We start from the raw sequence: 25,626 nt of genomic DNA, 5'->3' as shown, positions 1-25,626 counted from the left end.
AATTTAATCTAAAAATTCAAAGTATTTGAACGAAAATGAGGCGATATCAGGCAAAAAAAAAGCCAACATAAAGTTGGCCTATAAAGTAAACACTGGAAGCAATGTGAGCAATGTCGTACTTTCACATGGACCCTGAAGGTGGTGCACTGAAAGTGTTAGGAATGATAATCGTTCTCAATATCATTTGTAAAGTGTTTTTTTAATCAAATTTCAAAGTACGGTTTAAAAGTGCGGTTTAGTCACATTAGCTGTATTGTTCGCTATCCCCCAATTCCATCTGATAGAGATGTTGAGTACCCGTGTCGTGAAATTGATATGGCATCAATTGGTAGCCTCGTAACCACAGTAAAAGCCATCCATCATGGGTGTCAGGGCAAAGTCCAGCGAATCGGAAACCGCCTTTTTTGAGCAATGAACACAATCCCAGAGATTCTTCACACGCCGGAAGTTTCAAATAAATCAACTGTCCGGCGGGGAAATCGATGACCTCCGATAAAAAATCAGAATGAATATCGTATAGAGTGATCTCCAAACGTCGACCGGATTTTTTAATGGTAAACGGCTCAGAAATCATGGAACGCCGATACGCTGATTGTGCATTTAGTGATGACTCGCCAACATATTGACTGATCTGGGAGACCCAGTTTTGCCAAGGCTGTGGCCAGTTCAGCTTAGGTAATGGCAATGACTTAAGCGGCAAAATGCCCTGAATGATACTTTCAGGTTCTGGCAAACCAAATGGTGAATCGACATAATCCAGCATCAGGGCCGTCGAATAGAAACCTAAATTTCGGGCGATGTACTGGCTTTTAGGGTGTGAACATACCTGTTTTATTGTCAACAAATTATAACCTTGTTCTTTCGCATATCCGCATAAATAATTGCCCAGAGACTTCGCCACACCATAACCTTGAAAATCGGGATACACAGCAATGAGTGCCAGCTCTGCCTGATTTTGCTGCATGGTATCCTTAACCAGAGATGCATGACCAATGAGCCGTCCTTGATGGAATGCTAAGGCCGAGTGCCATTGCCCTGTGATTTGGTTGTCATTGATGAGTCTTGGCAGATAGATGTCAGGATAGACATACGAATCGCCGTAAACTTCACGGAATAATTGGCTGATTTTTTTATCATCGCCTGACTGGTAGCTATGAATCTGAATAGCGGAATGGAAGATAGTCATCGATTTCAACCTTTAGTTATAACTACGCAGATCCACAACTCGCTGCAATTTACCTGAACGTGGATGTGTATACATACCATCAATATTGGTTTGCACGATCTCCAGCATATTTTGGTGTATGCAAATTTTGTCCAGATTTGGGAAAGCAGTCATCACCCTATGGCGTATTGTATCAATATCTACCGCTTGCAGGCTTGCCACCAATAATCGGATTTGATCTTGCCCCGCCTTCTGGCTCAGCTCCAATTGCCAGGCCAAAAGCTCTGTTTGTTGTGATAGCTCTGTCGCTAAATCGTCAGGGAATAATGACAGCGTGCCAAATCGTATGCGGTAGCCCTGATTTGCACGTCCCTGCAAAGCGAATTTACGGTCTGCCTGCTCTGACTCGCACCAGCAAGCCATATCACCAGTAGGATAGCGGATTACAGGCATGAGTCGTCGTTGCAGGTTAGTGACAACTAATAGGCCACGTTTACCCGGCTCAGTAATCGGCTGATGATTTATTTCATCTACGATTTCAATAATGGTGTCGTTACTAAATACTCGATGTTCCCCCTGTTTGCATCCTGGATCAGCATAGCCGATCAAGCCGGCATCGACACTGGCACAACCGATTGAACCTAAACGAGCCTGAGGGAAAACTTGTCGTATGATTGCGATCTGCGAATCAAACAAACTTTCCCCACCGTAAAGGATAGTCTCCACCATCGGCAATGTTTGCCCTGTATCTTTCAGGTAGTGGGCCAGGCGGATTAACTGAACCGGTACACCCGCCAACACATTAATGTTGTGAAGGTGGATATTGTTAACCAGCAATTCATCCTCGACCTTACAGGTGAAAGGAAATTCCAATATGGGGAGTGGCGCATTCGATAATGCGCCATGGATAAATATAAAGCTGGTATAAAGATCACCAGCAAAAAACAGATTAGCCACCCGATCCCCAGTCTTTAATTGGCGGGCAATACCTTGACCAAAGGAATCAATGAATGCTGTCCATTCTTGTTGACTGAAAACTGACAAGCGCCCATCACTGGTTGAGCCACCCGTTTTAAATACATGACCGCCTTCCAGCGGTGCAGTCAACACGGGCCATTTTTGTAAGTCGTTTGAATGTGCCCAGTAATCACTGGGTTCCACGAGTGGCAAATCTTCCAGAGTCCAATTATCGGGAATCGACTTATAGAGCTCTCGGTAATAAGCAGAATGCTCACGTGCATGATAGAGCAAATCAATCAATGTCGTTCTGGTCATCATCTTAATTTTACTCAATTAATATTTACGCAAGTCGATTAACAATGGTGTTTTCCCACTATGTTCATTCCGGCGAAAATCAGCAGTTGAAGTGGAAATAACGTCTAAATTCAGGAGGTTTCCTTCAACAACTTCGGTAATTTTGGGATCTTTCAATATGTTCTGGCGCACTTTAGCGGGCTCAGCATGATCAACCAATAGCTGAATTCCATCGATACCATCGCGGTTATGATCGATTATCCATTGCACTGGCAATGCCAGTTGTTCGGACAAATCAGCAAAGTTGATAAAAATACTGCCTACGCGCAGCAGGGAGCCATTACGCCCTTTAAGTCGGAAGCGCGGTGAAGTCAAGCCACAAGAACAAGGTTGGTTAATCCAACAGCCGAGATCTCCTAAATCGTAGCGCTGAACGGGTTGTGCCTCCCGGTGGAGGGAAGTAAATATCAGACGTCCGGTTTCGCCATCTGCTACGGGTTGATCATTCTCTATATTGAGAATTTCCAGCCATTGGGTATCAGCCATTAAATGGAAAACTCCATCCTCGCTGGCTGCGCACGCATGACCCACGGGGCCGGCATCGACTGAACCGTAAATTGTTGAACATATCAGGGTAACGCCAAAACTGGTCAGGAAATTCCGTTGGCTCATATTAAGGTGTTCACCACCCAAGAAGAGCTTACGAATGCCGCCATACTGGCGCAATTTGGTGGCTTCATTCAGAAATAACCGATGTAATGTGCTTGGCATTCCTACCAGCGTATTGATGCGCTGACTCACGATAAAATCAGCGATTTCACTAAAGTCATTATCAGCAGGGCCGCCCATTGGATATTGCGCTACATCCAATTTATCCAGAATGGTGAAAAAGCTCATCATGCCGCCGTACAATTTCCCGCCATATAACAGGTTCATGACGCGATCGGTTGCGGGTTCAAGCCCTGAGGCGAATACGCCATCGGCGGCTGCCTGCATTTGCCTGTGGTAATCATGGTAGCTATAAGCGGCCAGTTTAGGCGCACCACTGCCGCCACCACTGCGGAAAAACAGGCGGGCTTTATCATTGGGAACCAACGCTTGAAAATCGGCCTTATTCATGACCGGAAGATTTTCTAACCCACGTGGACGAGACGGAGAAACATCAAGATGAGCACAGCCCGCCATTAACTCAGGAGCAAGGCTGACAGATACTCGTTTGGTAAGGCGTGATAGTGCGTAGACACCATCATGTGGCTCACCACTATAGCCGCCATGCATCTGACCTGCCGGAGTGATGCGACTGATGCCCGCAGCAAACAAAGTATGGCTCATTTCGGTGATATGCTCTTGACGGGTAATCAAAGCACAGCTTTGCAGATGATTACGCCAAGGCTGCAAAATAGAACACAGATGCTGACGCGGAGCAGGGCGTATTTGCAATGTACGGAACAGAGGAGAAGCCGCCAATTCCTCTTCGTGTCGCCATATCACCCGCCATCCGTCGGTGCGCCATATTTCACCATGTACTTGTGTAAACGCGAAATCAAGTTGTTGGAAAGCCGTTTGAGTCGTAATTTCAGCAGCTTCCTGAATATCCTGTTTCATGGCTGGATGCAATCCGGCACGACGTTGCAGGGCGGCAGCCATGCGTTGTCCGATATGTTTTAAAACTTCAGGATCATCGCTATCGATCAGTAAACATTGGGGGCTGGAGCAGGCTTGTTGGTCATAACAACAGATATCATCAGCCAAGGCATCCAATTGGGCATCATCGGCGGCTTCAGGACTCAACCAAGCAATACTGATGCGATGTCCCCAGTCTATCCAGCGGCAACCTGCGGGCAGTTGAGCACGAATGGATGCCAGAGATGAGTCGCTTCCCCAAGCAGAAACCGCATCGGCCTGACTGAACAATTCTGCTAATTGTGTCACTGGCAACGGCAATACTGCTACCCGATTAGCTAAATCACCTGAAATATCGTGGGCTAAAAATTCTGCCAGAAGTTGTGCACTAAACCCGTTATCGCTGCTGCTCGGGCGTAACCAGTTAATATTACCCACCAGCAAACTCTCTATCACCGCCATAAAGGGCAGAAGTTCAGCATTGGAAGGCGTAATATGGACGACCAATCCCAATGGTTTCCAAGCCTCATATCGATTCTGGTTATAATCGAATCGACGCAGCGAAAAAGCATTTTGTCCGAGTTCCCGCGCCAGTTTGGTTTCCAGCGCTTTGCGTTGGCAAAAAGCGATAAGCGCTTCCCGAGTCTGGGCATCAAACAGAGGATGTTCACTCAGATTGGAAAGATATTCAGCAAAGCGTTGCGCGCAATCAAGTACCTGCTCAGAAGTATGGGGGTGTGTCAGCAGCTCAGGTAAATACTCACGTAATTTCGCGATTTTTTGTCCGGCCAACTGCTCTTGTCCTGCTAACGGTTCTTGTCCTGCTAAAGGATTTGAAGAAACCGGGTTATTCATTATTTTTGTAGAAACGGTATTTACGGAAGACATATCAAGATCTCTTAATCAATTCTGCAGCGGCAATGGCACAACTACGGCTTTTGCTGGTACCTGCTCGGCCAAGTAGTTCAAACCAGTCTGTTTCAAGTTCACAACCACAGCTTTTGCCGGAATGCAGCACGGCCAAGTCACTGGTGACTATGCTGTGGGCTGGGCAGGAAGTGATATAAGGAGATGTAAAATGCAGAAAGCCCGGCTCTCCATAAGGTTGGCACGTCAAATTGGCGGTATGGCGTACATATGCGCGGGCATAGACTGGGATATGAAAATTATGGTGAGAACATTCAACATAAGGTACTGGATGTTCAACTGAACCATAACCATCACGACAGCGAATATCAGGAATACCCAGTTGTTCGGTCAACCGTTGATACAATTCTTTTTTAGGAATGGATTTATCGGCATGTGTTTTCCAGCCTCCGCCGAGGAAAACCAGTGATTCAGGATGTAATTTCAGTGCAGGCAGTCCCATTTGCTCCATTCTTTGCAGGGTAAACCACAAAAAGGCAGGGAAGCCGAAGATACGCACAGGTAATTCTTCCTGAGCAAATTGCTGGAGTGCGGTAATTGTACCGAAGGGATCGAATTCATTACCTTGCCCGTTATGGCGCAGAGCATAGTAGGCCCGATTTACGGGAGCATATTTGCACAGGAACTGATCAGTGTAGGCCGTGCCCAGAGTGATGGTACCTGCGGGTTCGTAGCTAAGCAGTAGATAGTTACATGGTTGATCGGGGGTATTCCAGCCATAATAGTCAAAAATACAGTCCACCATATGCTGGGCGGCTGCAATACTTTCAGAATCATAGCGCATGCGGCTTTTCTGTCCGGTGGTGCCGGAAGAGGTCAGTTCCAGCGCATCTCGTGCATTATCACTGAGTATCAGATTACGCTTGAAATAATTGGCAAATAGCAAAGGCAGAGTTGACCAGTCATCCAGCGTCATTATCGCTTGTTTATCCAGACCATGATCTGCCAGCCACTGCTCATAACCAGAGGTATGTTCACAGTGGTATAGCGTCAATTCACGCATAGCGTTAGTAAATAATGCGTCATATTCGGCACAAGCACGGTAAGGATGTGTGATAGCACACAGTGCTTTGACGTGAGGTAAGTTTTGCATATTAACACTCATTCTTCAGTAATCGCTACAAAGGGTTATTAATTAAATTATTTATTCTTCTATTGAGAGTAATAATTTTTGATAGGCTTTACCTATTATTTAATCTAATGAATAAAAGTGCCTATTTTAATTAAATCTTTGGGCTTTGTTGGAGGATGATGCGTTGGTTTCTGACAGTAAGTAAGTCTATTTTTCCACAATATAGCGATTTTATGGATAATTATTGGTGTTTTTTGCCATTTTTATAGTTAATGTCAGTTCTGTGTTTGCGGGGCGCATTATTCCAAACCAAATGGTAACAATCAAATTGTTTTTCTAATGTTTTGTGTTGTTTTTGTATTTGGCGCAATTATTATTTAATACACTTATTTCATTATTTATTATTATGTGATAATTGGTTTAAATTTCTTTTGACACGCGAATGACGTTTTATACGCACTGAAAGTATGGTTATGGTAGGATGCGGTGTCTAAATTTGAACTTTTTTAGATAAGGTACAGATCGGTAGGTTATTAAAGCTGGAAGACTTTGGATAACCTTCCAGCTTTTTTCGGCGGTATAGAGTTGACACCTAGAAAACCGTTAATGGTCAGATTATCCGGTTACCTCAATGCTGGAATAGCTGATAGACAGGCCATTGCTTAACTACCAATTCGCATTATTTTATTTTTAGTTCCACTTATGAAATGGTATTGGTAATCTTTATTGTTGCTGCGTAGTAACTAATGCCTGTGCACAAGCCCACGCCGAGCTCCACGCCCATTGGAAGTTATACCCGCCAAGCCAGCCGGTCACATCGACTACTTCTCCAATAAAGTACAACCCTTTCACTTTATGAGATTCCATCGTTTTTGATGACAACTCATTAGTATCCACTCCGCCAAGAGTGACTTCCGCCGTGCGGTAGCCTTCTGTACCATTCGGTTGTACCTGCCAGCATTGCAGGGTGGTGAGCAGCTCTTTTTTCTGTGCGGAATTAAGTTGTTTCAGAGACAGCTCCGGCAATTGCCCAAGAGACTGCAAACACTCGACTAAACGCTTAGGCAGTAATTTAGACAGGGTATTTTTCAAACTCTGATTGGGATGAGATTCCCGTTCTTTATCCAGAAAACTTTCCAAATCCATGTCAGGAAGTAAGTTAACACTCACATATTCACCAGGCTGCCAATAGCTGGAAATCTGCAAAATAGCGGGGCCGGAAAGACCGCGATGGGTGAACAAAATATTTTCCCTGAATACTGTGCCATCTTTTGCAGTTACAACGGAAGGAACTGCGACACCGGAGAGAGTTTGAAGTTGATCCAGTAGCGGTTTATGTAGGGTAAAGGGAACTAATGCTGCACGCGTAGGCAGGATATTGAGTCCAAATTGCTCTGCGATACGGTAACCAAGAGGAGAGGCTCCCAATCCGGGCATGGACAATCCACCGGATGCCACAACAAGTGAGTGTGCACTTACTTGTTTTCCTGCCGCTGCAATGATAAAACCCTGCTCTTTCTTTTCGATATGAGTGACTTCACTGCGCAATCGAATAGTGACTTGCCCTGTTTCACACTCTTTTAAAAGTAGGTCTATAATTTGTTGAGCTGAATCATCACAGAAAAGCTGCCCCAATGTTTTTTCGTGATAGGGGATGCCATGGCGTTGTACAAGATCAATAAAATCCCACTGGGTATAGCGAGCAAGTGCTGACTTACAAAAATGGGGATTGGCAGAAAGGAATGCCGCCGGCTCGGTATACATGTTGGTAAAATTGCAACGTCCTCCACCGGACATCAAAATCTTGCGGCCTGCTTTTTTGCCGTTATCCAGTACCAGAACGTTTAATCCGGCTTGTCCTGCCTGCGCAGCACAGAATAAGCCAGCAGCGCCAGCACCAATAACAACTACATCAAATTTTTCCATTCGTCTGTCTCTTTTGGCCGAGTTATTTGTAGGAAATTACTGCATTGTGAGGGCTATGTTCACGAACCATAGAGAAAAATATGTATTTGGTTTAACTTTTTACGGCAAAAAGTCACTTTTCATCAAAAAAATATTAAAATATTAAAATTAAGTAACTATTTGATATTATTGATAAATATAAGAGTCTCTATGTCGATTGAACGTTATTAAATCAAAAAAAGGTCATATTTCTCTTTTCCCGCTAACGTTTGTCACTGATAATGCGCGCGTTCATGTCCTACTAACTGGCTTAACGTTTATGCTACATCTGTTTACTGGCTTGGAATTTTATACCGGCCTTATGTTAGTGCTTGCTCTGTTGTTTGTGCTTTTCTATGAAGCCATCAATGGGTTTCATGATACCGCAAATGCAGTAGCAACTGTTATTTATACCCGAGCGATGCGTTCGCAGCTTGCCGTTGTTATGGCAGGGGTTTTTAACTTTTTGGGTGTTCTCCTTGGTGGATTAAGTGTCGCTTATGCGATTGTGCATCTACTGCCTACGAATCTTCTACTAAATGTCAGTTCGGCTCACGGTTTGGCTATGGTTTTTTCCATGCTGCTGGCGGCGATTATCTGGAATTTAGGTACGTGGTATTTCGGTATTCCAGCATCTAGTTCCCATACGTTGATTGGCTCTATCATTGGCATCGGCCTGACCAATGCGATAGTAACCAGTTCGTCGGTGGTGGATGCGTTGAATATTCCGAAGATGATTCAGATTTTCATGTCCTTGATCTTGTCTCCTCTGGTTGGTCTGGTGATTGCCGGAGCGATGGTGTTTTTGCTGCGCCGCTACTGGAGCGGTACGAAAAAACGTCGCCGTATCCACATGACGCCTGCCGAACGTGAAAAACAGGATGGTAAACGTAAACCTCCATTCTGGACACGTACCGCCTTAATTCTCTCCGCTGTTGGTGTGAGTTTCTCCCACGGAGCGAACGATGGTCAGAAAGGTATTGGTTTGATCATGCTGGTGCTGATTGGCGTTGCACCTGCGGGCTTTGTCCTCAATATGAATTCAGCCTCTTATGACATCACTCGCACTCGTGATGCTGTTGTCAACCTGCGGACTCATTATGAGCAGCATGCTTCAGAGTTGGCTCATGCGATTGAACTGAACCCGGTTGTTTCTTCTGTTGGAGAACAACTGGATATGACACTCCATTGCGATAATTCACGTGCATTAGCGATGCTGAACCAGGCTGAAAACATGCTGACGCATGTCCAGAATTTCAACGAATTGACCCCGGACCAGCGTAGCAAAATGCGTCGTATGCTGATGTGTATTGCTGATACAGCAAGCGATGTGGCCAAGTTGCCAGAAACTAAACCTAAAGACGCACGTTTCCTGAACGATTACCGCAAAGATATTTTGAAGACTGTGGAATATGCGCCGATGTGGATCATTGTTGCAGTGGCTCTTGCCTTGTCTTTGGGCACAATGGTTGGTTGGAAACGTGTTGCTGTGACTATCGGTGAGAAGATTGGCAAAAAAGGCATGACCTATGCTCAAGGTGTTTCTGCTCAGGTTACTGCTGCGGTTTCTATTGGTGTTGCCAGTTATACTGGAATGCCAGTATCCACAACGCAAGTGCTCTCTTCTGCGGTAGCGGGGACGATGCTGGTTGATGGTGGTGGTGTGCAAAGTAAGACCATCAAAAACATCATGTTGGCGTGGGTTTTGACGCTGCCGATTTCGATTGGATTGTCAGGCTTACTGTATTGGATCGCCCTGAAACTGATCTAATTATGTTTTAGAAAAAGGGTTGGCTGTTCGTTATTGCAAGCCGACCCTTTTTTATTATCACTTGTTTTTTGTTCACATTCATATCTCAAATTTGCGTTAAATCATAATTGCTATCAGACATAGCAGAACAACGCCACACAGTATTCCCGTCAATATAAATTGCTTCCTCATCCTTTCGCACAATATGACGATGTCAGGGTTATGATGGTTGATATAACCTTGCGAATTGATATAACGCACTAGCCGAAACTGTTTATTGAACTGACCATTAGTTTTAAAAAAAACATTTCCATCAACGGCTTGATACAGCATTGGGTCTGATTCGCGCAAAATTGACAGAAGTACACGGAGCGAAGAAAAATAGCGAATCATGTTAATAATGAAGATAAGGTAAACTGCCCAAAATAGCGCGGTGGTACTGAACATACTTCCCCCTCCTGATCGCGGCAACAAAAGTTGCTAGTAAAGAAGAAACCAATAGGAAAAGTTTTAATCTGAATAATAACTATGTTAAATATTAGTTAAAGATATCGTGTTTAATGTGTTTATAGCAGAGAAAAAGTGAGGGAAGCACTTATCCCTGCAATTTTTTCAAGTTGCTGCTTTGTTAGCTACACGGCAACTGGAAATCTATTGGATCTATAATCAGCTATTATGGGTAATTCGCCAGTAATGTTGTTTTTTCTGGGAAGGATCCTATGTTTTGAGTTAGTAAAGAAGGTAAAAACAATAAGTTGTGATCAAAACAACACTCAAAAGATACATTGAACAGTTATAGTATAAATATCGAATTGTGGCATTTAATACTGCCAATCCGTTTAATCAACGTTATGGAAGGAGTTCTTATGGCTTACAAACATATTCTTGTTGCGGTTGATTTATCTCCAGAAAGTCAGATTTTGGTGGAGAAAGCTGTGTCTATGGCGAAACCGTACAATGCCAAAGTTTCCCTGATCCATGTTGATGTTAACTACTCCGATCTTTATACCGGCCTGATTGACGTAAACCTTGGCGATATGCAGGAGCGTATCGCGGATGAAACCCGTAATTCTCTGAAAGAATTATCTGCCAGCGCAGGCTACCCCGTTCAGGAAACATTGAGTGGTAGTGGTGATTTAGGGCAAGTCCTCGTTGATGCTATCAAACAATACGATATGGATCTGGTTGTATGTGGTCATCATCAGGATTTTTGGAGCAAGTTGATGTCTTCAGCTCGCCAGCTTATTAACACTGTTCATGTTGATATGTTGATTGTACCTTTGCGTGACGAAGAATAATCTTCGGTTGATATTTTATTCTGTAAAATCGCCTGCTTATGCAGGCGATTTTTTTGTCCCCAGAAAAGATGATGAAACTGATTTAGAAATTGTCAAAGATATTTTTAAGAAAACTTACAAAAAATAGTTGTTGAAATTTAAGCATAAAATAGTGCTATATTCAGAAAGCAAACCGTACTTACCTCGCATTTTCGACAAAAAAATAATATGGAAAATGGATGGGGGTCATCACTTCTGCATGACAATATCTGCATGATAATAAAGGAAGCTCTACATGAATGTTTCATCATCTTTAGTCTCATTTCTCGATTCGATTCAGTACCACAACCCACACCAACCAGAATACTTACAGGCAGTACGAGAAGTGTTGACCTCTCTCTGGCCATTTCTTGAACAAAACCCGAAATATCGTGAGCAAGGATTATTGGAGCGTCTGGTAGAGCCGGAAAGAGTCATCCAATTCCGCGTCTGTTGGGTGGATGATCAAGGCAAAGTGCAGGTAAACCGTGCGTGGCGAGTGCAGTTCAATTCTGCCATTGGGCCATTCAAAGGCGGGATGCGTTTCCATCCTTCTGTTAACCTTTCTATCCTGAAATTTCTGGGCTTTGAGCAGACATTGAAGAATGCGTTGACGACGCTGCCAATGGGAGGCGGAAAAGGTGGTTCTGATTTCGATCCCAAAGAGAAAAGCTACGGTGAAATCATGCGATTCTGTCAGGCATTGATGACAGAACTTTACCGTCATTTAGGGCCTGATACCGATGTGCCTGCCGGAGATATTGGCGTGGGTGGTCGCGAAGTTGGTTTTATGGCGGGCATGATGAAAAAACTATCCAATAATACGGCGTGCGTTTTTACGGGCAAAGGTCTTTCTTTTGGTGGCAGCCTGATCCGCCCTGAAGCTACCGGCTATGGGCTGGCTTATTTCACCGATGAAATGCTTAAACGTCATGGCATGGGGATTGAAGGCATGCGGGTGTCTGTGTCTGGCGCGGGGAATGTCGCCCAATATTCCATTGAAAAATGTATGGAACTGGGGGCGAAAGTCGTTACTGCATCGGATTCTGGCGGTACGGTCTTGGATGAAGAAGGTTTTACACCGGAGAAACTGGCTCATCTTGAAGAGATCAAAAATCAGCGTTACGGTCGTATGGAAGAGTATGCTAAAGAGCGTGGGCTGACTTTCCTTAAGGGGCAAGATCCGTGGTCCATTCCTGTGGATATAGCCCTGCCTTGTGCGACTCAGAATGAACTGGATTTGGAAGCGGCGAAGGCATTGATTAAAAATGGCGTGAAAGCGGTTGCGGAAGGAGCCAACATGCCAGCGACGATTGCGGCTACTGATGCTTTCCGTGAAGCAGGCGTTTTGTTTGCACCGGGTAAGGCTGCCAATGCGGGGGGAGTGGCAACTTCGGGGCTGGAGATGGCACAGAACGCAGCGCGCTTGAGTTGGAAGGCAGAGAAAGTAGATATTCGCTTACATCACATCATGCTCGATATCCATCACGCTTGCGTCGAATATGGCGGAGAAGGGAAACAGATCAACTATGTACAGGGCGCTAATATCGCTGGCTTTGTCAAAGTGGCAGATGCGATGTTGTCACAGGGCATTGTGTAGATTAGTTATGTAAAGATAATTTCCTCGACAATAGAATACTAGGATGAAAAATTAAGTTAAACGGCCTGAGCCCGGTACAATATCGGGTTCAGACCGTTTAACCGCCATATAACGTGTCCAATATAAGGAGTTTACTTTATAAGGCAGGCTTTCCTGATATGTGATCAACAAGGATAAATATCGAAACGGTGGTTTTTGGTGGTAATTGCAGCGGATGCTTTAACCCCTGCCAACGGCTCTGCATAATCAGGCCGTTTCACTACAACCCGACGTTTCGCCAGCGCCAGAGCAGGTTCAAGCAAGTTGTCCGCATCCTCATCAGCCCCGACCAACGATTGGAAAACCCGCATCTCTTTTTTGACCAGTGCGCTTTTTTGCTTGTGTGGATACATTGGGTCGAGATAAACCACATCCGGTAGCGGTGTGATATCTGTCAATGCGGTAATGCTTGAGGCATGGATCAGCGTCATTCGCTCTTTCAGCCAGCCACCAATCTCTTCATCCTGATAGCCACGTTGTAGACCATCATCCAGCAATGCTGCTACCACAGGATGGCGCTCCAACATTCTGACGTGACAACCGATAGACGCCAGTACAAAAGCATCACGCCCCAATCCGGCGGTGGCATCCACGACATTGGGTAAATACTCTTTCTTGATGCCGATGGCCTTAGCGACGGCTTCGCCACGCCCGCCACCAAAGCGGCGACGGTGTGCCATTGTCCCGCCAATAAAATCGACATAAATCCCGCCCAGTTTTGGTTCATCGCGCTTGCGTAACTCCAGCCGTTCGGGAGTTAATACCAGCGCCATGACTGATTCTTCATCGTGGGTCAGATTCCAGCGTTCAGCCAACAGCGATAAGGCGCTGCGATCAGCGCCTTCTTCACAAATCAAACAAATCTTCACCGGTTATTATCCGCCGATGCCATAGCTTTTCAGCATTGCATCCAGTTTTGGTTCACGGCCACGGAAGCGGACAAACAGTGTCATTGGATCTTCTGAACCGCCACGGGTCAAAATATTGTCAAGGAATGACTGACCCGTGGTGCGATTGAAAATTCCCTCTTCCGAGAAGCGAGAATAGGCATCTGCTGCCAGAACATCCGCCCATAGATAACTGTAATAACCCGCAGCATAGCCACCATTAAAGATATGGCTAAAGGAGTTCGGGAAGCGTCCCCAATCTGGTGATGGCACAACAGAAACCTGTTTTTTCACTGATTGCAGAGTCTCCAGGATTTGTGCCCCTGTGGCTGGATCATATTCCGCATGCAGACGGAAATCGAACAGACCAAATTCAAGCTGGCGCAGAATTCTCATTGCGGCCTGATAATTCTTGGCTGCTAGCATATTATCCAGCATCTCTTGCGGCAGTGGTTCATTCGTTTGGTAGTGACCGGAGATAAACGCTAGTGCTTCCGGCTCCCAGCACCAGTTTTCCAGAAACTGGCTTGGGCACTCTACCGCATCCCAAGGCACACCATCAATGCCGGCAACATCCAGGGCTTCAATCTGAGTCAGCATATGGTGTAGGCCATGCCCAAACTCATGGAACAGCGTTGTGACTTCATTGTGCGTGAACAGGGCTGGCTGATCACCGACTGGCTTGTTGAAATTACAAGTCAGATAAGCGACAGGATTTTGCAATTCTCCAGACGAGCGCCGCATTCTGCCGACATAACTGTTCATCCATGCTCCACCGCGTTTATGCTCACGTGCATAGAGATCCAGATAGAAACTGCCGCGTAAAACTTGTTTGTCATCATACAGATCAAAGAAACGCACATCAGGATGCCATGTATCTGCATCATGTCGCTCTTTGGCTGTGATACCATAAATGCGATGAACTACTTCAAACAAGCCTTCCAGTGCGCGTTGTTCAGGGAAGTAAGGACGAAGCTGCTCATCATCAATGGAAAAGTCATGCTGTTTTTGCTTCTCGCTATAATAGGCCAGATCCCATGCTTCCAGCTCATCAATACAGTAGTGAGATTCAGCGAAATCGGCGAGTGCCTCCAACTCTTCTTTACCTTGTTGGCGGGCGCGTTTGGCTAAATCGTTCAGGAAATCGAGAACTTGCTGAGGAGTTTTAGCCATTTTGGTTGCGAGGGAATTTTCAGCATAGTTCTTGAACCCCAGCAATTGGGCGAATTCATGACGCAACGCGAGTATTTCTGCCATGACTTCACTGTTATCCCATTTTCCGGCATCAGGCCCTTGATCCGAAGCCCGGGTCGTAGAGGCGTAATACATTTCCTTGCGCAGTTCACAATCATCGGCATAGGTCATGACTGGCAGATAACTTGGCATATTCAGCGTCAGCAACCATCCCTCCTGCCCCTTGGCTTCGGCAGCGGCCTTGGCTGCGGCTTTGGCACTTTCAGGTATACCGTCCAGATCGCACTCATCAGTAATCAGCTTGGTCCATCCCATTGTGGCATCCAGCACATTATTGCCGAACTTCGCGCCCAGCTCAGATAAACGGGCAGTAATTTCACCGTAACGTTTCTGTTTCTCTTCTGGCAAGCTGATGCCGGTCAATTCAAAATCACGCAAAGTGTCTTCAACAACCTTGCGCTGTGGCTGGGAAAGTGTTTTGAAAGCGTCACTCTCTTTCAGAGACTTATATGCTTGATATAATCCTTTGTGTTGTCCCAACCAAGTATAGAACTCGGAGAGTAGAGGCAGACTTTGCTCATAGGCTTCACGAAGTTCTGGACTATTTTTTACAGCATTCAGGTGGTCGACAGGAGACCATACGCGGGAAAGTTTATCTTTCTCTTCTGAAATAGGTTGGCACAGATTATCCCAAGTAAAGGCGGAGTTTTCGGATAAAATCTTCTCAATTACTTGACGGTAGTTGGCTAACATCTCTCTCACAGCAGGCACGACATATTTTGGTTCAATTGCAGAGAACTTAGGCAATGCAGAAGATGTCAGTAACGGATTAGTCATAATGAGCGCCTTATATGTGTAGTTGAGTATAGGCTGAAACCAGCTTTATATCCCAATGGGTTGTTGACGATAGATGGGGATAAGATATCGTGAGTTCAATGCTGATGCCGCACTTTTATGCGAGTAAACAGGCTCTATTTCTATCAGAGATCTGAGAAGTCATAGAGAAGTTTAGATATCATTGGAGACGCGCTATAATCCCCGCTCATTAATTTATTTAATGGAAGATCATCGTCCCCGGTGGGGCGGCTGGACTTCAAATCCAGATGGGGCCGCCAGCGGCCCTCGGCAGGTTCGACTCCTGTGGTCTTCCGCCACGTATTGTCCGAATATATCCACATCAAGCCTAAAAATTCCTTATTTTCAAATGAATTAACCAATCAAATGTTGGAGCTGCTAGCAATGAAAATGAATTCGGTGCGATTTTTACCGACAATTCTCACTGATTCAAAAGCTCCGAGTGCAACGACATCCACTTCTCCACTAGAGATACGACTTGGTTACTCTCTTCACCATATTGCGCCATTACAATAGCTCCATCGATGAGTAATGCAATTTGCTTAGCCAGAACCCATTTTTCCGATGTGACGGGCAGGAATTCTGCGAGAATTTCTATCATTTCCTGTTTATGTGATTGCACGACAGGCTGTATTTCAGGTAATGCCTGAGAAAATTCAACCACAGAATTGATAAAAGCACAGCCGCGGAATTCTGTGCTCATAAACCATTTTTTCAGTACTGCTGGAAGTACTTTTATGAGGGTTCCAGAGACAGACATTTCAGCGGTTAATGTCGTACCGAACCAGTTAATCCAACGCTGATGTCTGTATTCGAGAAAAGCCATAATCAAATCATTTTTAGAGGGGAAATGCCGATAGAAGGTGACTTTTGTGACCCCCGCTTCTTTGATGATACGGTCTATCCCTGTTGCCCTAATCCCTTCCTGATAAAAAAGATCATGGGAAACCTGAAGAATACGTTCACGTGCGGTTGAGATATTTTTTGACATGGCAGCTCCTTTAATAAAATTATCGACCAAGTAGACAGACTTGTCTACTTGTATTACGATAAAAAATGTAGACAGACCTGTCTACTTAATTAACAAGGAGTAACGCTATGCAAATTCGTCCCCCATTGCCTCCTTTTAACAAAAAAACAGCGACTGAAAAAGTACGTCTGGCTGAAGACGCATGGAACAGTTGTGATCCTGAGAGAGTTTCAGGTGTGTATGCTCCGGATACTCACTGGCGCAATCGTGCAGAGTTTGTTGATGGGCGTGAAGCTGTCGTGGATTTTTTACGCCGGAAATGGGCAAAAGAGATGGAATACCGATTGATTAAAGAGTTATGGGCCTATGATGCAAACCGCATTGCGGTCAGGTTCGCCTATGAATGGCATGACGACTCAGGAAATTGGTATCGTAGCTATGGTAATGAAAACTGGGAGTTTAACGAACAAGGGCTGATGATCAACAGATATGCCTGTATTAATGATATGTCGATCAGGGAAGAAGAACGCCTCTTTTTATGGCCACTGGGACGCAGACCTGATGATCACCCTGGACTTTCCGAATATGGGCTTTAATTGCTTTTTTGCAGCAAGTGTAATCATCAATAAGAAAGGATATCTCTTGGCTATATAGTGTATATAGTGATAGTGGTCAGCTAAGACTGGCCACAGTTTTAAAATATCTCAATAACCGTCTCTCCGATTCATTTGGTGGCAGACCATTATTGTACTGATGCAGGCGTAACTAGTGTGTGCGCTGATACAGCGCATGGTACTACAGGTGCGCTGCTGGTGTTGAATGCCGATAATTGTGTCACAATGAAATCGCAGACACTGTGAAACTTCAGGGGCTAGCTATTACTCCGTTTTCCGTCCCACATCCGGCTTCGCGTGAGTAATGAAAATGCGTATGTTGAATAGTTGTTCCTGACACTGAAATATGAGCCGATATGGCCGGCAAGTGGGTTCAGGGATCTAACCGGAGCGCGGGAATGGGGTGAGTATTTTACCTGTTGGTACAATAACGAGTATCGGCATAGTGGACTGAGTTACGTGGTACCAGCACAGCGTTACAGTGGTGGTGACCAGAAAACACTAAAATGGCAGGATGTAGGCTACCGATACCGAGTGGCTCAGCGGTACATCCGGAGTGTTGGTCTGGCGGGACAATAAATTGGCAGCACCTGGATATTATGATGCTGAATCCAGTATGGAAAAAACAGGCTGCTTAAATTTATCAGGGAGCTGTACCCACTTATTTTGGCTGATCTAAAATCGACCTCATAATAATTCTTGACATAGGAGCGTCAGTAGTCCCATGGAGCGCTTTTTCAGGAGCCTAAAGACCTCAAGAGGGTTACCAGCATTTTACGGAGGTGTACCCGTCAATCACGAGTTATATAACGGGTTCAGCCAGCTTCTGACCATCGTTAACGCAATGGTTAGAAATAGCTAGATATGGAATGAGTCTTACCATCAGCTGATTTCTTAAAAAATACGGTTCAAGACAGATACTGTGTTCCCTGTCATCAGGGAGCAACAAGCTTCCCTCTTTTAGGCACTATAAGGCCGGAAATCTGAGAGGATCCACGCTTCACTTCTCAAATTACTGAGCAGAGTCGGAAAATCTTTGCGGTGATATGACCAAATGAATGCCAGATAGAATTTTTTAAAATTACGCTGATTTGACATATGAAAAAATATCAAAATAGCCATTATCTTGCTGAGACTCATACGGCTCTGGCAGCGGCGCTGACGATATCCATTTTCGAGACAAAATTGCTCCCATTGTAGAATGAAAACGCGACAAAAATCGTCGACATCACAGAAAAGTTCAACTAATTTGTTCATGCCTGTTCCTTATTGAGAGCGGTTTTTTTGTCGAAAATTCTGATTTTGGAATAGGTAATTAGTTCAAATTTTTATCCAGAATTCAGGTTAATTAATCCCGCCGATTAGATAGTAGGAGTAATAAATTACGACATTTCAGATTATAGGCCGAAAACGTAAACGAATATCGGTGTCGACTTGAATATGTTCGATTAATCTGAAAAATGGAGAAATTTCCAAAGATTCTGGATATATATAGGCCATCATAGGTCGAGCTTGATCACCAAGTAGTCTTGGTGATACATAAACAAGTAGCTCATCAATTAATCTTTCTTTTAATAGAGAGCCAGTCAAAATAGGACCAGCTTCGACAAAAATATCATTTAATCCTCTATTCCCTAATTCTTCTAATAACATCTTAAGATTTATTTGATTATTACAAGTATCAATACTAATTCTATTGACATGAGGAGGTAATTTTATTTCTTGCGCATCTGGACGATGAACAATTAGAGTTTCAGCCATTTTGTCAAGCACTTTAGCTTTGTGAGGAATTCTTAGGTAGCTATCTAGAATGATACGGAGAGGTGCTAAATTCATATCATTAGATATACGGGCTGTTAGCTGTGGATCATCTGCCAACACAGTACCAATGCCAGTCAAAATTGCACAACTACTTAATCTCCATTTATGAACATCTTCCCTTGATTTTGCAGATGTAATCCATTTTGAATTGCCATCAGCAAGAGTTGTACGACCATCTAAGCTCATGCCTATTTTAGCTCTAACCCAAGGACGTCCCCTACGGACCCTTGAAAGAAAACCACAGTTAAGTTCTTCTGCCTCTTTTCTCAGGAGGCCAACTTCTACATTGATACCGGCTTTGCGTAATCGCTCAATACCTTTCCCATTTACTTGAGGATAGGGATCTTCACTCGCAATAACGACGCGGCTAACACCTGCGTTAATAAGAGCATCACAACAGGGAGGAGTTCTACCATGATGAGCGCATGGCTCTAGTGTTACATAAGCTGTTGAACCATTAGCCTGTGTGCCTGCTTGATGGAGGGCATTTATTTCAGCATGTGGCGTTCCTACGCGTACATGCCAACCTTCACCAATAATGGTATTTTCTAGAACTAAAATACAACCGACTTTCGGGTTGGGGTGTGCAGTGTAACGACCTTTTTCTGCCAATTCCAGTGCACGGCGCATATATAATTCATCAGAAAGAGTATTAGACATACTTCGTTCTCTAGTTGTGAGTAAGCTCTGCGTGGTATGTAAACCACGCAGGTGTTTTTTTATTGATTAGGCACTGATTCCAATTGAATATAGATTTCCATCATAAGAACTAGCAATAAACTTTTTTTCTTTTGATGAATAAATAATGCAAGATATGCCACTTGTTGTGGGTTTATTTTTTGAAATCCACTCACGTTTTTGTAAATCAAATAAGGCGACTGTCCCTCCATAACTTCCAGTAGCAATAATTTTTTGATCGTCAGAAGTCGATATACATTTTACTGAATGTTGATGGGGTGTTTCATATACTTCGGCTTTATCAGATGTCCATACTCTAAGTTTTAGATCTCTGCCAACACTAGCAAACCCCCCATCAATAGACGAACAATCATTAGAAATGCGGTCATGTGCTTTTTCGATGTAAGAGTGCAATTTGAAATTATCAACTTTATGAAAAGCCGCTGCGGCTGTCGCACATACACTGAATATGTATTTATCATTAGCAGATAGTCCCTTGATTGCATTGTCATGTAAGTGTATTTCTTCCAAGAAACGTACTGACTCATGCTCATCTATATCAAAGATCAAAGCCTCACCTGTGTAAGTGCCTATAGCTGCATACTGACGCCCATTACGGATAAAAATGGTACCACAGTTGAGTGGAGAATGATGTTGATAGATCAACTCACCACTAACAGCATCAAAGAGTTGCCCCATTTGGCCACCTGTGAGTATTTTTTGCCTATAAGGCAGAAGAAAATTACAGAGACTACCAATCGCAGTATTGGGCTTATCGTTAACAAATAATGTACCAGAATCACCAATTGAATAAGTATTATTGCCATATATTGTCACAGAGTTGAGACTAATAGCTTGTTCAATACCATCAAGATCCCAAGTATTTACATGATGATTCCAGACTGCATATGTTGAACCAAAAGTTACGAAAGCAATCCGCTCTTCACCAAGGAAAGCACAGCTTCGAGGCCATATCAGACTAGGCAAAGAGCTTTCAGAGATCTTTTTAAGATTACCACCAATAAATTCCCATAGAATGACTGAGCGATCATAGCTGAGACTAATTAGACGTTTTGTTTGTTCATTCCATACTACACGCTTAATGCCAGCTGAATGTGCTTGTATACTACGTTTACCAGCGGTATCAATGACAATGAGTTTACCTTCATCGTCACCAGCAAAGATTATTCCGTCATTAGTTAAAGCAATAGTATCGGTTTCCACGCCATTGAGATCGATACATTCAATCTCAATACCTTTGATTGTATCCCATCGACGAATTGTACCGTCATCACTACTTGACACTAAAGTGGTGCCATCCATGCTCCAGCTAATAGAAATAACATCAGCATTGTGTCCTTGTAAAACATGTTGACATTGACCATTATTAACTCGGAATAACCGAATACTTTTATCTCGTGAGCAAGTAGCAACAAGATCACTCGTTGGATTAAAAACGGCCATTTCGACATCGTCTTCATGGCCTAATAATGCCGCCTTTAACCGCATAGTTGGAACTTCCCAAATTCGAGCACTATAATCGCTACTTGCACTAACTAACCAACGACCATTAGGACTGAATGAACACTGGTTGGCTAAATGGTCGTGATATACACGATGTAGTGCTTGTTTATTTTGTGCATCCCAAAGGATAACTTGATTATCGTAACCAGCAGTAGCTAAGTAACGCTCTTGAAAAGAAGCGATACCACTTATTGGAGAAAAGTGTTTCATTTTTGTTATAACCTTATTTATTTAGGCAGATAGCTTTAGTTTGATAGCGTGATTTTTTTTATTGGCTTTAGCCATAAGGTAGTGTTGATTATGCTTGGTCATGTATACGCCAGTAGATATTACTTCATCTACCTGTATGCCATATTTTTTTAAGGACGTGACTTTTTCTGGGTTATTCGTCATTAATCTACAATTAGTTATACCAAGTGCATTTAACATACTTGCTGCGACAGAAAAATCCCGTCCATCTTCTGGGAAATTAAGTTTCTTATTAGCTTCGAAAGTATCGAACCCTTTATCTTGTAAGCTGTAAGCATCCAATTTGGAATACAATCCAATTCCACGACCTTCTTGGCGGAGGTACAATAATATCCCTCCTTCCTCACACATATGCTGTAATGCTTCTTGCAATTGAGCACCACAGTCACAGCGATGAGAGCCAAAAATATCTCCGGTTAAACACTCTGAGTGAATACGTACAAGAGGAGATTTATTCTGATATTCCCCCATTACAATTGCAATATGTTCATTTGGTGATGTAAAACCATCAAATGAGATGAAGGAACCAATATGTCCTTCTGAAAGTATAGGAATATCAACGGAATTTTTTACACAGCACGTAATCATAATTTATATTTCTTTATTGTAGTTTAATTTAGGTATCTGTTCTTATCAGCAGATACTTTCAGCCAGACGAAAACCCATAACGTAAATATTTCTGGGAAATTTCCCATGACGACGAGTATTTCTAGCAAGATCTCGAAAACGAGAATAACTTCCGCCCCGTGCTACACGATGCTCACCTTGAACATTGACTAAATCGTCTTGTACAGCAATCCCTCCAGGATAAGAGGCGTAGTTTTCCGCAACATATTCTTCGACATTACCCGCCATATCTAAACATCCGAAAGGCGAGGCTCCACAGGAGAACATGCCTACTGGAGTTGTGGTAAATATTCCACTTTCTGCTGTATTGGCATGGTCTGGTAGAAATTGTTCTCCCCAAGGAAATTGCAGATTGTCAGGCCCTGCTGCTGCATATTCCCACTCGGCTTCATTAGGTAATCGAAAAATCCTTCCCGTTTTTTCTGTGAGCCATCGACAATAACAATCAGCATCTTCAGCCGTAATTCCATTCACTGGATGGCTAGCAAGCTCAAAAGGATAACGTCCTAAAAACCAAGTATCAGGTAAGCGACTTTCGCCACTATCCTTTAAAAAGGCCATATATTCAAAATTAGTAACAGGATACTTACCAATTCTATAGGGATTTAAATTAACGTGATGGCGGGGTATTTCTTTTATTATCCACTCACGATCTAAATTCAAATCGGCCAGAGCAATCATAGTAGAATCTAAATATTCAGGAGGTAATCCAATATAAACATCCCCTCCGGGAATATCTATCATTTTTGGAATAAATGGATCTAGTCTTGGATCTCCTGCATATGAAAGTAATTGCCCTGCGGTGTAACGATATTCTAATGGAAAGTCTGTACTTTCAAGAAGCTTCAACCAATGATTTATACTTTTTTTTGATAAGTTTTTGAATTCTTTTACAGTTAACTTTAAATTCCTAGATGGAATATAGTTTTCTTGCAACCCCAGCAATTTTCTGTTACTTAAATCTGGAGATGCTTTTTCTAAATAATCTGGTGAATGAAAGTATTTCATATTTATTAATTCATCTAAAACTCTGGGTTGTTATTTACTATAATAAAGCATGAATTAAATTCTACATTCACATATAAGACCTGTTTGAAGGCAATTTTCCTGAAAAATATTCCAGAATCCTTCTGGATAAGATTTTATATCACTATCTAAAAGTAATGGTTTTCTCCATTCGAAGTGTTTGAACCCTGCTTTTTCAAGAGCGTATTCGTAATTTTCACGGCTCCATCGATAAAATGTGAAAGCACTTGGTGGGTTAGTAACAAACTCAGCTTCATGACGAAATCCACCGTTCCAATTCTCTTCCTTAAGAACATTGACTCCATAGATATCAAAGTTACCCATTTTTAACTGAAAATCAGGATCAACAGTGTAAGCAATTAACTTTCCAGAAGGTTTTATATTATCAGCAATAACACGAAACATAGCTTCAAGATTGTCTAATGATTCGGCATTGTTGAATAACCAGGCAGCAACAACAATATCGAATTTTCCGAATGATTCCATGGTGCAAACATTGCGAACATGAAACTCAAGATTGTCGCCATATTGATTTGATTTTTCTTTGGCAAGTTCTATCATTTTTTCTGAAATATCTATACCAATTACTTTGGATGCACCGCGTTTTCGTAGCTCTCGACCAAAATAGCCATATCCACAAGCTAAATCTAGAACTGATTTCCCACTTACATCTCCGATCATATCAAATATCGTTCTAACTTCTACTTTACGTTGAGCAACTGTATCTGCAAATTGTTCGAAAGATTCTCCGATAGAGTCATAGATAATTTTCTTTTCCATTATTTACTCTTAATAATATATTATATGTTTTTAGGTTGAATTTAATTCAACATTAATAATTTAAATCATGAACAATTAATGATGAATACTTTTTTTGAATTATTACCAATAAAAATAGTTCTTTACCTTTTTTATGTTTGTTACTATAACCATAAAGGAGTAACTATTGATTGACTTTTAGGGGAATGATAGTTTTTATGTAATAAATTTCAAATTATTTTATCAAATATTGAAAATTAATAAAAATAATTAATTTCTATAAAGATGAGTAATATAATAAAAACTAATATTGATATAACAAATTATTTATCTGATGGTAATCGATAATTTAATTTACAAATCAAAAGGTTTGTATTTTATGGGGCATATATTGCCATCTCAATAATGAAATGGCACGAAAGTTAAATATTAAAAATCACTCTAATTATTATTCAAAAAACGCATGATTATCTGTCTTAACCAACAATGAGCAGTATCTATTTCCTGTCGTTTGTGCCAAATCATTTTAAAATCGAAAGGAGCAATATCAAATGGTGGAGGAAATATCCGTAGATTAGAGTCATTTTCTACACTAACCAAACTACGGCGAGCTACTGTGAGAATTAAATCAGTTCCAGAAATGATATCATTGGCTATTCCCCAATGAGGCAGTTGTACACTAATCTTTCTATGTAAACCCTCTTTCGATAAAACATGATCAATATCATCTTCTGCTCCTGCCTGCATAGCAACAGATACATGGGGACGTGCTAACCAAGAACTTTGATCTAGATACCCGTTTTCTGGAATAGTTGATGCATCAGCTAGACAAGAAAATTTTTCGGTGAATAAAGTATGTGAATGCAAATCCTCGGGGATCTTTTGGGGGAATACTCCGAGAGCGAGATCGATTTCGCTATCGATTACGTCAATAAGCATTGATTCTCGGCTAGCTTGACTTATAGATAATTTAATATTAGGAGCAATAGTGCGAAATGTTCGAATTAAAATTGGTAATAGAACACGGGCTCCATAGTCTGACATGGATAAACGGAATGTTCTTTTGGTCTGAGTTGGATCGAATAATGGAGGTTCAATTAGTGTATTAATTTGACCTAAAATCTCACGAAGAGGTATGAGTAACTCTTGAGCTCGAATAGTTAGTTCAAGCTTTCCAGAACGACGTATTAGCAAAGGGTCGTCAAATAGAGTGCGTAAATTTGCAAGTGCATGGCTTATTGCTGGTTGGCTTTTATGTAGTCTGTTTGCTGTACGCGTAATGTGCTTCTCGATTAATAATATCTGCAAAGTAACTAATAGATTAAGATCAATATTTCGTAAATTATTCATATATCTTATAATGAAATGTAATTTATTAATAAATTACATTAAAATTCATTATAGTGATAGCTTGTTTTTAAAACAATTAAAATATAGATCACAAAATAAGAATATATTAGAGAAATTTCCAATGTAACGAATGGAAATGTACTCATAAAGTATTAGAAGATTCATGGTCATGTATTGAATAGTTAGTTATTGTGATATGCTTTAACTTTTTAAGGGTGGAGTATGGCTAAAGTTGACGTTTATTGTCGTTATTGTCACACATCAGAACATATCAAAGGGCATGGAAAAGGAAATGGCGGCCATCCCCGTTATCGCTGTTATGCCTGTTGTAAGGTCTTTCAGTTGGAATACACCTATCAAGCCTGTAAACCCGGTGTTAAAG

The 25,626-nt window shown here is 42.5% G+C and carries 21 protein-coding genes, 1 tRNA gene and 1 pseudogene; 7 read left to right on the top strand and 16 right to left on the bottom strand.

Translation table 11 applies throughout. From position 1 onward, the window contains the following. Positions 1 to 244: 244 nt before the first annotated feature. From PSI23_RS13440 to PSI23_RS13420, 5 genes are all read right to left on the bottom strand, one after another. Complete coding sequence (locus PSI23_RS13440) at positions 245 to 1,186, bottom strand: GNAT family N-acetyltransferase (RefSeq protein ID WP_273555566.1); 942 nt, start codon at positions 1,184 to 1,186, stop codon at positions 245 to 247. A 12-nt stretch (positions 1,187 to 1,198) separates the two neighbouring features. Beyond that, entirely contained in the window at positions 1,199 to 2,443 is a 1,245-nt protein-coding gene (locus PSI23_RS13435) for a phenylacetate--CoA ligase family protein (protein ID WP_273555565.1), read from the bottom strand. 15 nt (positions 2,444 to 2,458) lie between these two features. Continuing rightward, positions 2,459 to 4,897, bottom strand: coding sequence for an acyl-CoA reductase (locus PSI23_RS13430; protein ID WP_373567331.1), 2,439 nt, complete (start codon positions 4,895 to 4,897; stop codon positions 2,459 to 2,461). Positions 4,898 to 4,931: 34 nt separating this feature from the next. Then, a complete protein-coding gene (locus PSI23_RS13425; protein ID WP_273555563.1) occupies positions 4,932 to 6,062 on the bottom strand; it encodes a LuxE/PaaK family acyltransferase in 1,131 nt (376 codons plus the stop codon). 702 nt (positions 6,063 to 6,764) lie between these two features. Continuing rightward, a complete protein-coding gene (locus PSI23_RS13420) occupies positions 6,765 to 7,967 on the bottom strand; it encodes a BaiN/RdsA family NAD(P)/FAD-dependent oxidoreductase (protein ID WP_273555562.1) in 1,203 nt (400 codons plus the stop codon). Positions 7,968 to 8,265: 298 nt separating this feature from the next. Between PSI23_RS13420 and pitA the strand changes: the two genes are divergently transcribed. Beyond that, positions 8,266 to 9,756 (top strand): inorganic phosphate transporter PitA, encoded by a 1,491-nt coding sequence (pitA, locus tag PSI23_RS13415; protein WP_273555561.1) that lies wholly within the window; start codon positions 8,266 to 8,268, stop codon positions 9,754 to 9,756. A 96-nt stretch (positions 9,757 to 9,852) separates the two neighbouring features. Here the strand turns inward: pitA and uspB are convergent, their stop codons facing one another. Continuing rightward, entirely contained in the window at positions 9,853 to 10,182 is a 330-nt protein-coding gene (gene uspB, locus PSI23_RS13410; RefSeq protein ID WP_273555560.1) for a universal stress protein UspB, read from the bottom strand. Between the two features lie 419 nt (positions 10,183 to 10,601). On the opposite strand from uspB, the gene uspA reads away from it, so the two are divergent. Together uspA and gdhA are read left to right on the top strand one after the other, a co-directional pair. Continuing rightward, positions 10,602 to 11,033 carry a universal stress protein UspA gene (gene uspA, locus PSI23_RS13405; protein WP_086109436.1) on the top strand — a complete coding sequence of 144 codons (432 nt, stop codon included), beginning with the start codon at positions 10,602 to 10,604 and terminating at the stop codon, positions 11,031 to 11,033. A gap of 274 nt (positions 11,034 to 11,307) precedes the next feature. Next, positions 11,308 to 12,651 (top strand): NADP-specific glutamate dehydrogenase, encoded by a 1,344-nt coding sequence (gene gdhA / locus PSI23_RS13400; RefSeq protein ID WP_273555559.1) that lies wholly within the window; start codon positions 11,308 to 11,310, stop codon positions 12,649 to 12,651. 164 nt (positions 12,652 to 12,815) lie between these two features. On the opposite strand, the gene rsmJ is transcribed toward gdhA, so the two are convergent. Further along, entirely contained in the window at positions 12,816 to 13,559 is a 744-nt protein-coding gene (rsmJ, locus tag PSI23_RS13395) for a 16S rRNA (guanine(1516)-N(2))-methyltransferase RsmJ (RefSeq protein ID WP_273555558.1), read from the bottom strand. Positions 13,560 to 13,565: 6 nt separating this feature from the next. Then, positions 13,566 to 15,608, bottom strand: coding sequence for an oligopeptidase A (gene prlC / locus PSI23_RS13390; protein ID WP_273555557.1), 2,043 nt, complete (start codon positions 15,606 to 15,608; stop codon positions 13,566 to 13,568). Between the two features lie 222 nt (positions 15,609 to 15,830). On the opposite strand from prlC, the gene PSI23_RS13385 reads away from it, so the two are divergent. Then, positions 15,831 to 15,925 (top strand) — tRNA-Sec (locus PSI23_RS13385). Positions 15,926 to 16,047: 122 nt separating this feature from the next. On the opposite strand, the gene PSI23_RS13380 is transcribed toward PSI23_RS13385, so the two are convergent. Beyond that, positions 16,048 to 16,617 (bottom strand): TetR/AcrR family transcriptional regulator, encoded by a 570-nt coding sequence (locus PSI23_RS13380; protein WP_273555556.1) that lies wholly within the window; start codon positions 16,615 to 16,617, stop codon positions 16,048 to 16,050. A 107-nt stretch (positions 16,618 to 16,724) separates the two neighbouring features. Between PSI23_RS13380 and PSI23_RS13375 the strand changes: the two genes are divergently transcribed. Beyond that, positions 16,725 to 17,192 carry a nuclear transport factor 2 family protein gene (locus tag PSI23_RS13375; RefSeq protein ID WP_273555555.1) on the top strand — a complete coding sequence of 156 codons (468 nt, stop codon included), beginning with the start codon at positions 16,725 to 16,727 and terminating at the stop codon, positions 17,190 to 17,192. Between the two features lie 345 nt (positions 17,193 to 17,537). Next, positions 17,538 to 17,789, top strand: a complete 252-nt coding sequence (locus PSI23_RS13370; RefSeq protein ID WP_273555554.1) for a hypothetical protein — start codon at positions 17,538 to 17,540, stop codon at positions 17,787 to 17,789. Positions 17,790 to 18,215: 426 nt separating this feature from the next. On the opposite strand, the pseudogene PSI23_RS13365 reads toward PSI23_RS13370, so the two are convergent. The 7 genes and pseudogenes from PSI23_RS13365 to PSI23_RS13335 all read right to left on the bottom strand — a co-directional run. Further along, positions 18,216 to 18,467 (bottom strand): annotated as a pseudogene (locus PSI23_RS13365) (IS982 family transposase); the annotation flags it as partial. Between the two features lie 135 nt (positions 18,468 to 18,602). Further along, on the bottom strand, positions 18,603 to 19,691 hold the full coding sequence (ribD, locus tag PSI23_RS13360; RefSeq protein ID WP_273555553.1) for a bifunctional diaminohydroxyphosphoribosylaminopyrimidine deaminase/5-amino-6-(5-phosphoribosylamino)uracil reductase RibD: 1,089 nt from the start codon (positions 19,689 to 19,691) through the stop codon (positions 18,603 to 18,605). Between the two features lie 66 nt (positions 19,692 to 19,757). Beyond that, a complete protein-coding gene (locus tag PSI23_RS13355) occupies positions 19,758 to 21,443 on the bottom strand; it encodes a WD40 repeat domain-containing protein (protein WP_273555552.1) in 1,686 nt (561 codons plus the stop codon). A gap of 21 nt (positions 21,444 to 21,464) precedes the next feature. After that, a complete protein-coding gene (gene ribA / locus PSI23_RS13350) occupies positions 21,465 to 22,070 on the bottom strand; it encodes a GTP cyclohydrolase II (RefSeq protein ID WP_273555551.1) in 606 nt (201 codons plus the stop codon). 45 nt (positions 22,071 to 22,115) lie between these two features. Continuing rightward, positions 22,116 to 23,117 carry a formylglycine-generating enzyme family protein gene (locus PSI23_RS13345; protein ID WP_273555550.1) on the bottom strand — a complete coding sequence of 334 codons (1,002 nt, stop codon included), beginning with the start codon at positions 23,115 to 23,117 and terminating at the stop codon, positions 22,116 to 22,118. Between the two features lie 54 nt (positions 23,118 to 23,171). Further along, positions 23,172 to 23,915 (bottom strand): class I SAM-dependent DNA methyltransferase, encoded by a 744-nt coding sequence (locus PSI23_RS13340; RefSeq protein ID WP_273555549.1) that lies wholly within the window; start codon positions 23,913 to 23,915, stop codon positions 23,172 to 23,174. Positions 23,916 to 24,335: 420 nt separating this feature from the next. Beyond that, on the bottom strand, positions 24,336 to 25,244 hold the full coding sequence (locus tag PSI23_RS13335; RefSeq protein ID WP_273555548.1) for a LysR family transcriptional regulator: 909 nt from the start codon (positions 25,242 to 25,244) through the stop codon (positions 24,336 to 24,338). A gap of 222 nt (positions 25,245 to 25,466) precedes the next feature. Between PSI23_RS13335 and PSI23_RS13330 the strand changes: the two genes are divergently transcribed. After that, positions 25,467 to 25,626 (top strand): IS1 family transposase (locus PSI23_RS13330; RefSeq protein ID WP_306309592.1); only part of this gene is annotated, 160 nt, incomplete at its 3' end.

Origin of the sequence: Xenorhabdus yunnanensis (assembly GCF_028598805.1) — a bacterium.
In the GTDB taxonomy this organism is placed as follows: Bacteria; Pseudomonadota; Gammaproteobacteria; order Enterobacterales; family Enterobacteriaceae; genus Xenorhabdus; species Xenorhabdus yunnanensis.
Note: the sequence above shows the minus strand (reverse complement) of the source record. Positions and strands in the feature narration are given on the sequence as shown.

Excerpts from the sequence above, each read along its gene's own strand:
- PSI23_RS13425 (WP_273555563.1), bottom strand. The coding sequence starts at position 6,062 with ATGCAAAACTTACCTCACGTCAAAGCACTGTGTGCTATCACACATCCT.
- PSI23_RS13345 (WP_273555550.1), bottom strand. The coding sequence starts at position 23,117 with ATGAAATACTTTCATTCACCAGATTATTTAGAAAAAGCATCTCCAGAT.
- PSI23_RS13435 (WP_273555565.1), bottom strand. The coding sequence starts at position 2,443 with ATGATGACCAGAACGACATTGATTGATTTGCTCTATCATGCACGTGAG.
- PSI23_RS13340 (WP_273555549.1), bottom strand. The coding sequence starts at position 23,915 with ATGGAAAAGAAAATTATCTATGACTCTATCGGAGAATCTTTCGAACAA.
- PSI23_RS13430 (WP_373567331.1), bottom strand. The coding sequence starts at position 4,897 with ATGAATAACCCGGTTTCTTCAAATCCTTTAGCAGGACAAGAACCGTTA.
- ribA (WP_273555551.1), bottom strand. The coding sequence starts at position 22,070 with ATGATTACGTGCTGTGTAAAAAATTCCGTTGATATTCCTATACTTTCA.
- PSI23_RS13335 (WP_273555548.1), bottom strand. The coding sequence starts at position 25,244 with ATGAATAATTTACGAAATATTGATCTTAATCTATTAGTTACTTTGCAG.
- pitA (WP_273555561.1), top strand. The coding sequence starts at position 8,266 with ATGCTACATCTGTTTACTGGCTTGGAATTTTATACCGGCCTTATGTTA.
- PSI23_RS13380 (WP_273555556.1), bottom strand. The coding sequence starts at position 16,617 with ATGTCAAAAAATATCTCAACCGCACGTGAACGTATTCTTCAGGTTTCC.
- prlC (WP_273555557.1), bottom strand. The coding sequence starts at position 15,608 with ATGACTAATCCGTTACTGACATCTTCTGCATTGCCTAAGTTCTCTGCA.
- uspA (WP_086109436.1), top strand. The coding sequence starts at position 10,602 with ATGGCTTACAAACATATTCTTGTTGCGGTTGATTTATCTCCAGAAAGT.
- PSI23_RS13420 (WP_273555562.1), bottom strand. The coding sequence starts at position 7,967 with ATGGAAAAATTTGATGTAGTTGTTATTGGTGCTGGCGCTGCTGGCTTA.
- gdhA (WP_273555559.1), top strand. The coding sequence starts at position 11,308 with ATGAATGTTTCATCATCTTTAGTCTCATTTCTCGATTCGATTCAGTAC.
- ribD (WP_273555553.1), bottom strand. The coding sequence starts at position 19,691 with ATGTCTAATACTCTTTCTGATGAATTATATATGCGCCGTGCACTGGAA.
- uspB (WP_273555560.1), bottom strand. The coding sequence starts at position 10,182 with ATGTTCAGTACCACCGCGCTATTTTGGGCAGTTTACCTTATCTTCATT.
- PSI23_RS13440 (WP_273555566.1), bottom strand. The coding sequence starts at position 1,186 with ATGACTATCTTCCATTCCGCTATTCAGATTCATAGCTACCAGTCAGGC.
- PSI23_RS13375 (WP_273555555.1), top strand. The coding sequence starts at position 16,725 with ATGCAAATTCGTCCCCCATTGCCTCCTTTTAACAAAAAAACAGCGACT.
- PSI23_RS13355 (WP_273555552.1), bottom strand. The coding sequence starts at position 21,443 with ATGAAACACTTTTCTCCAATAAGTGGTATCGCTTCTTTTCAAGAGCGT.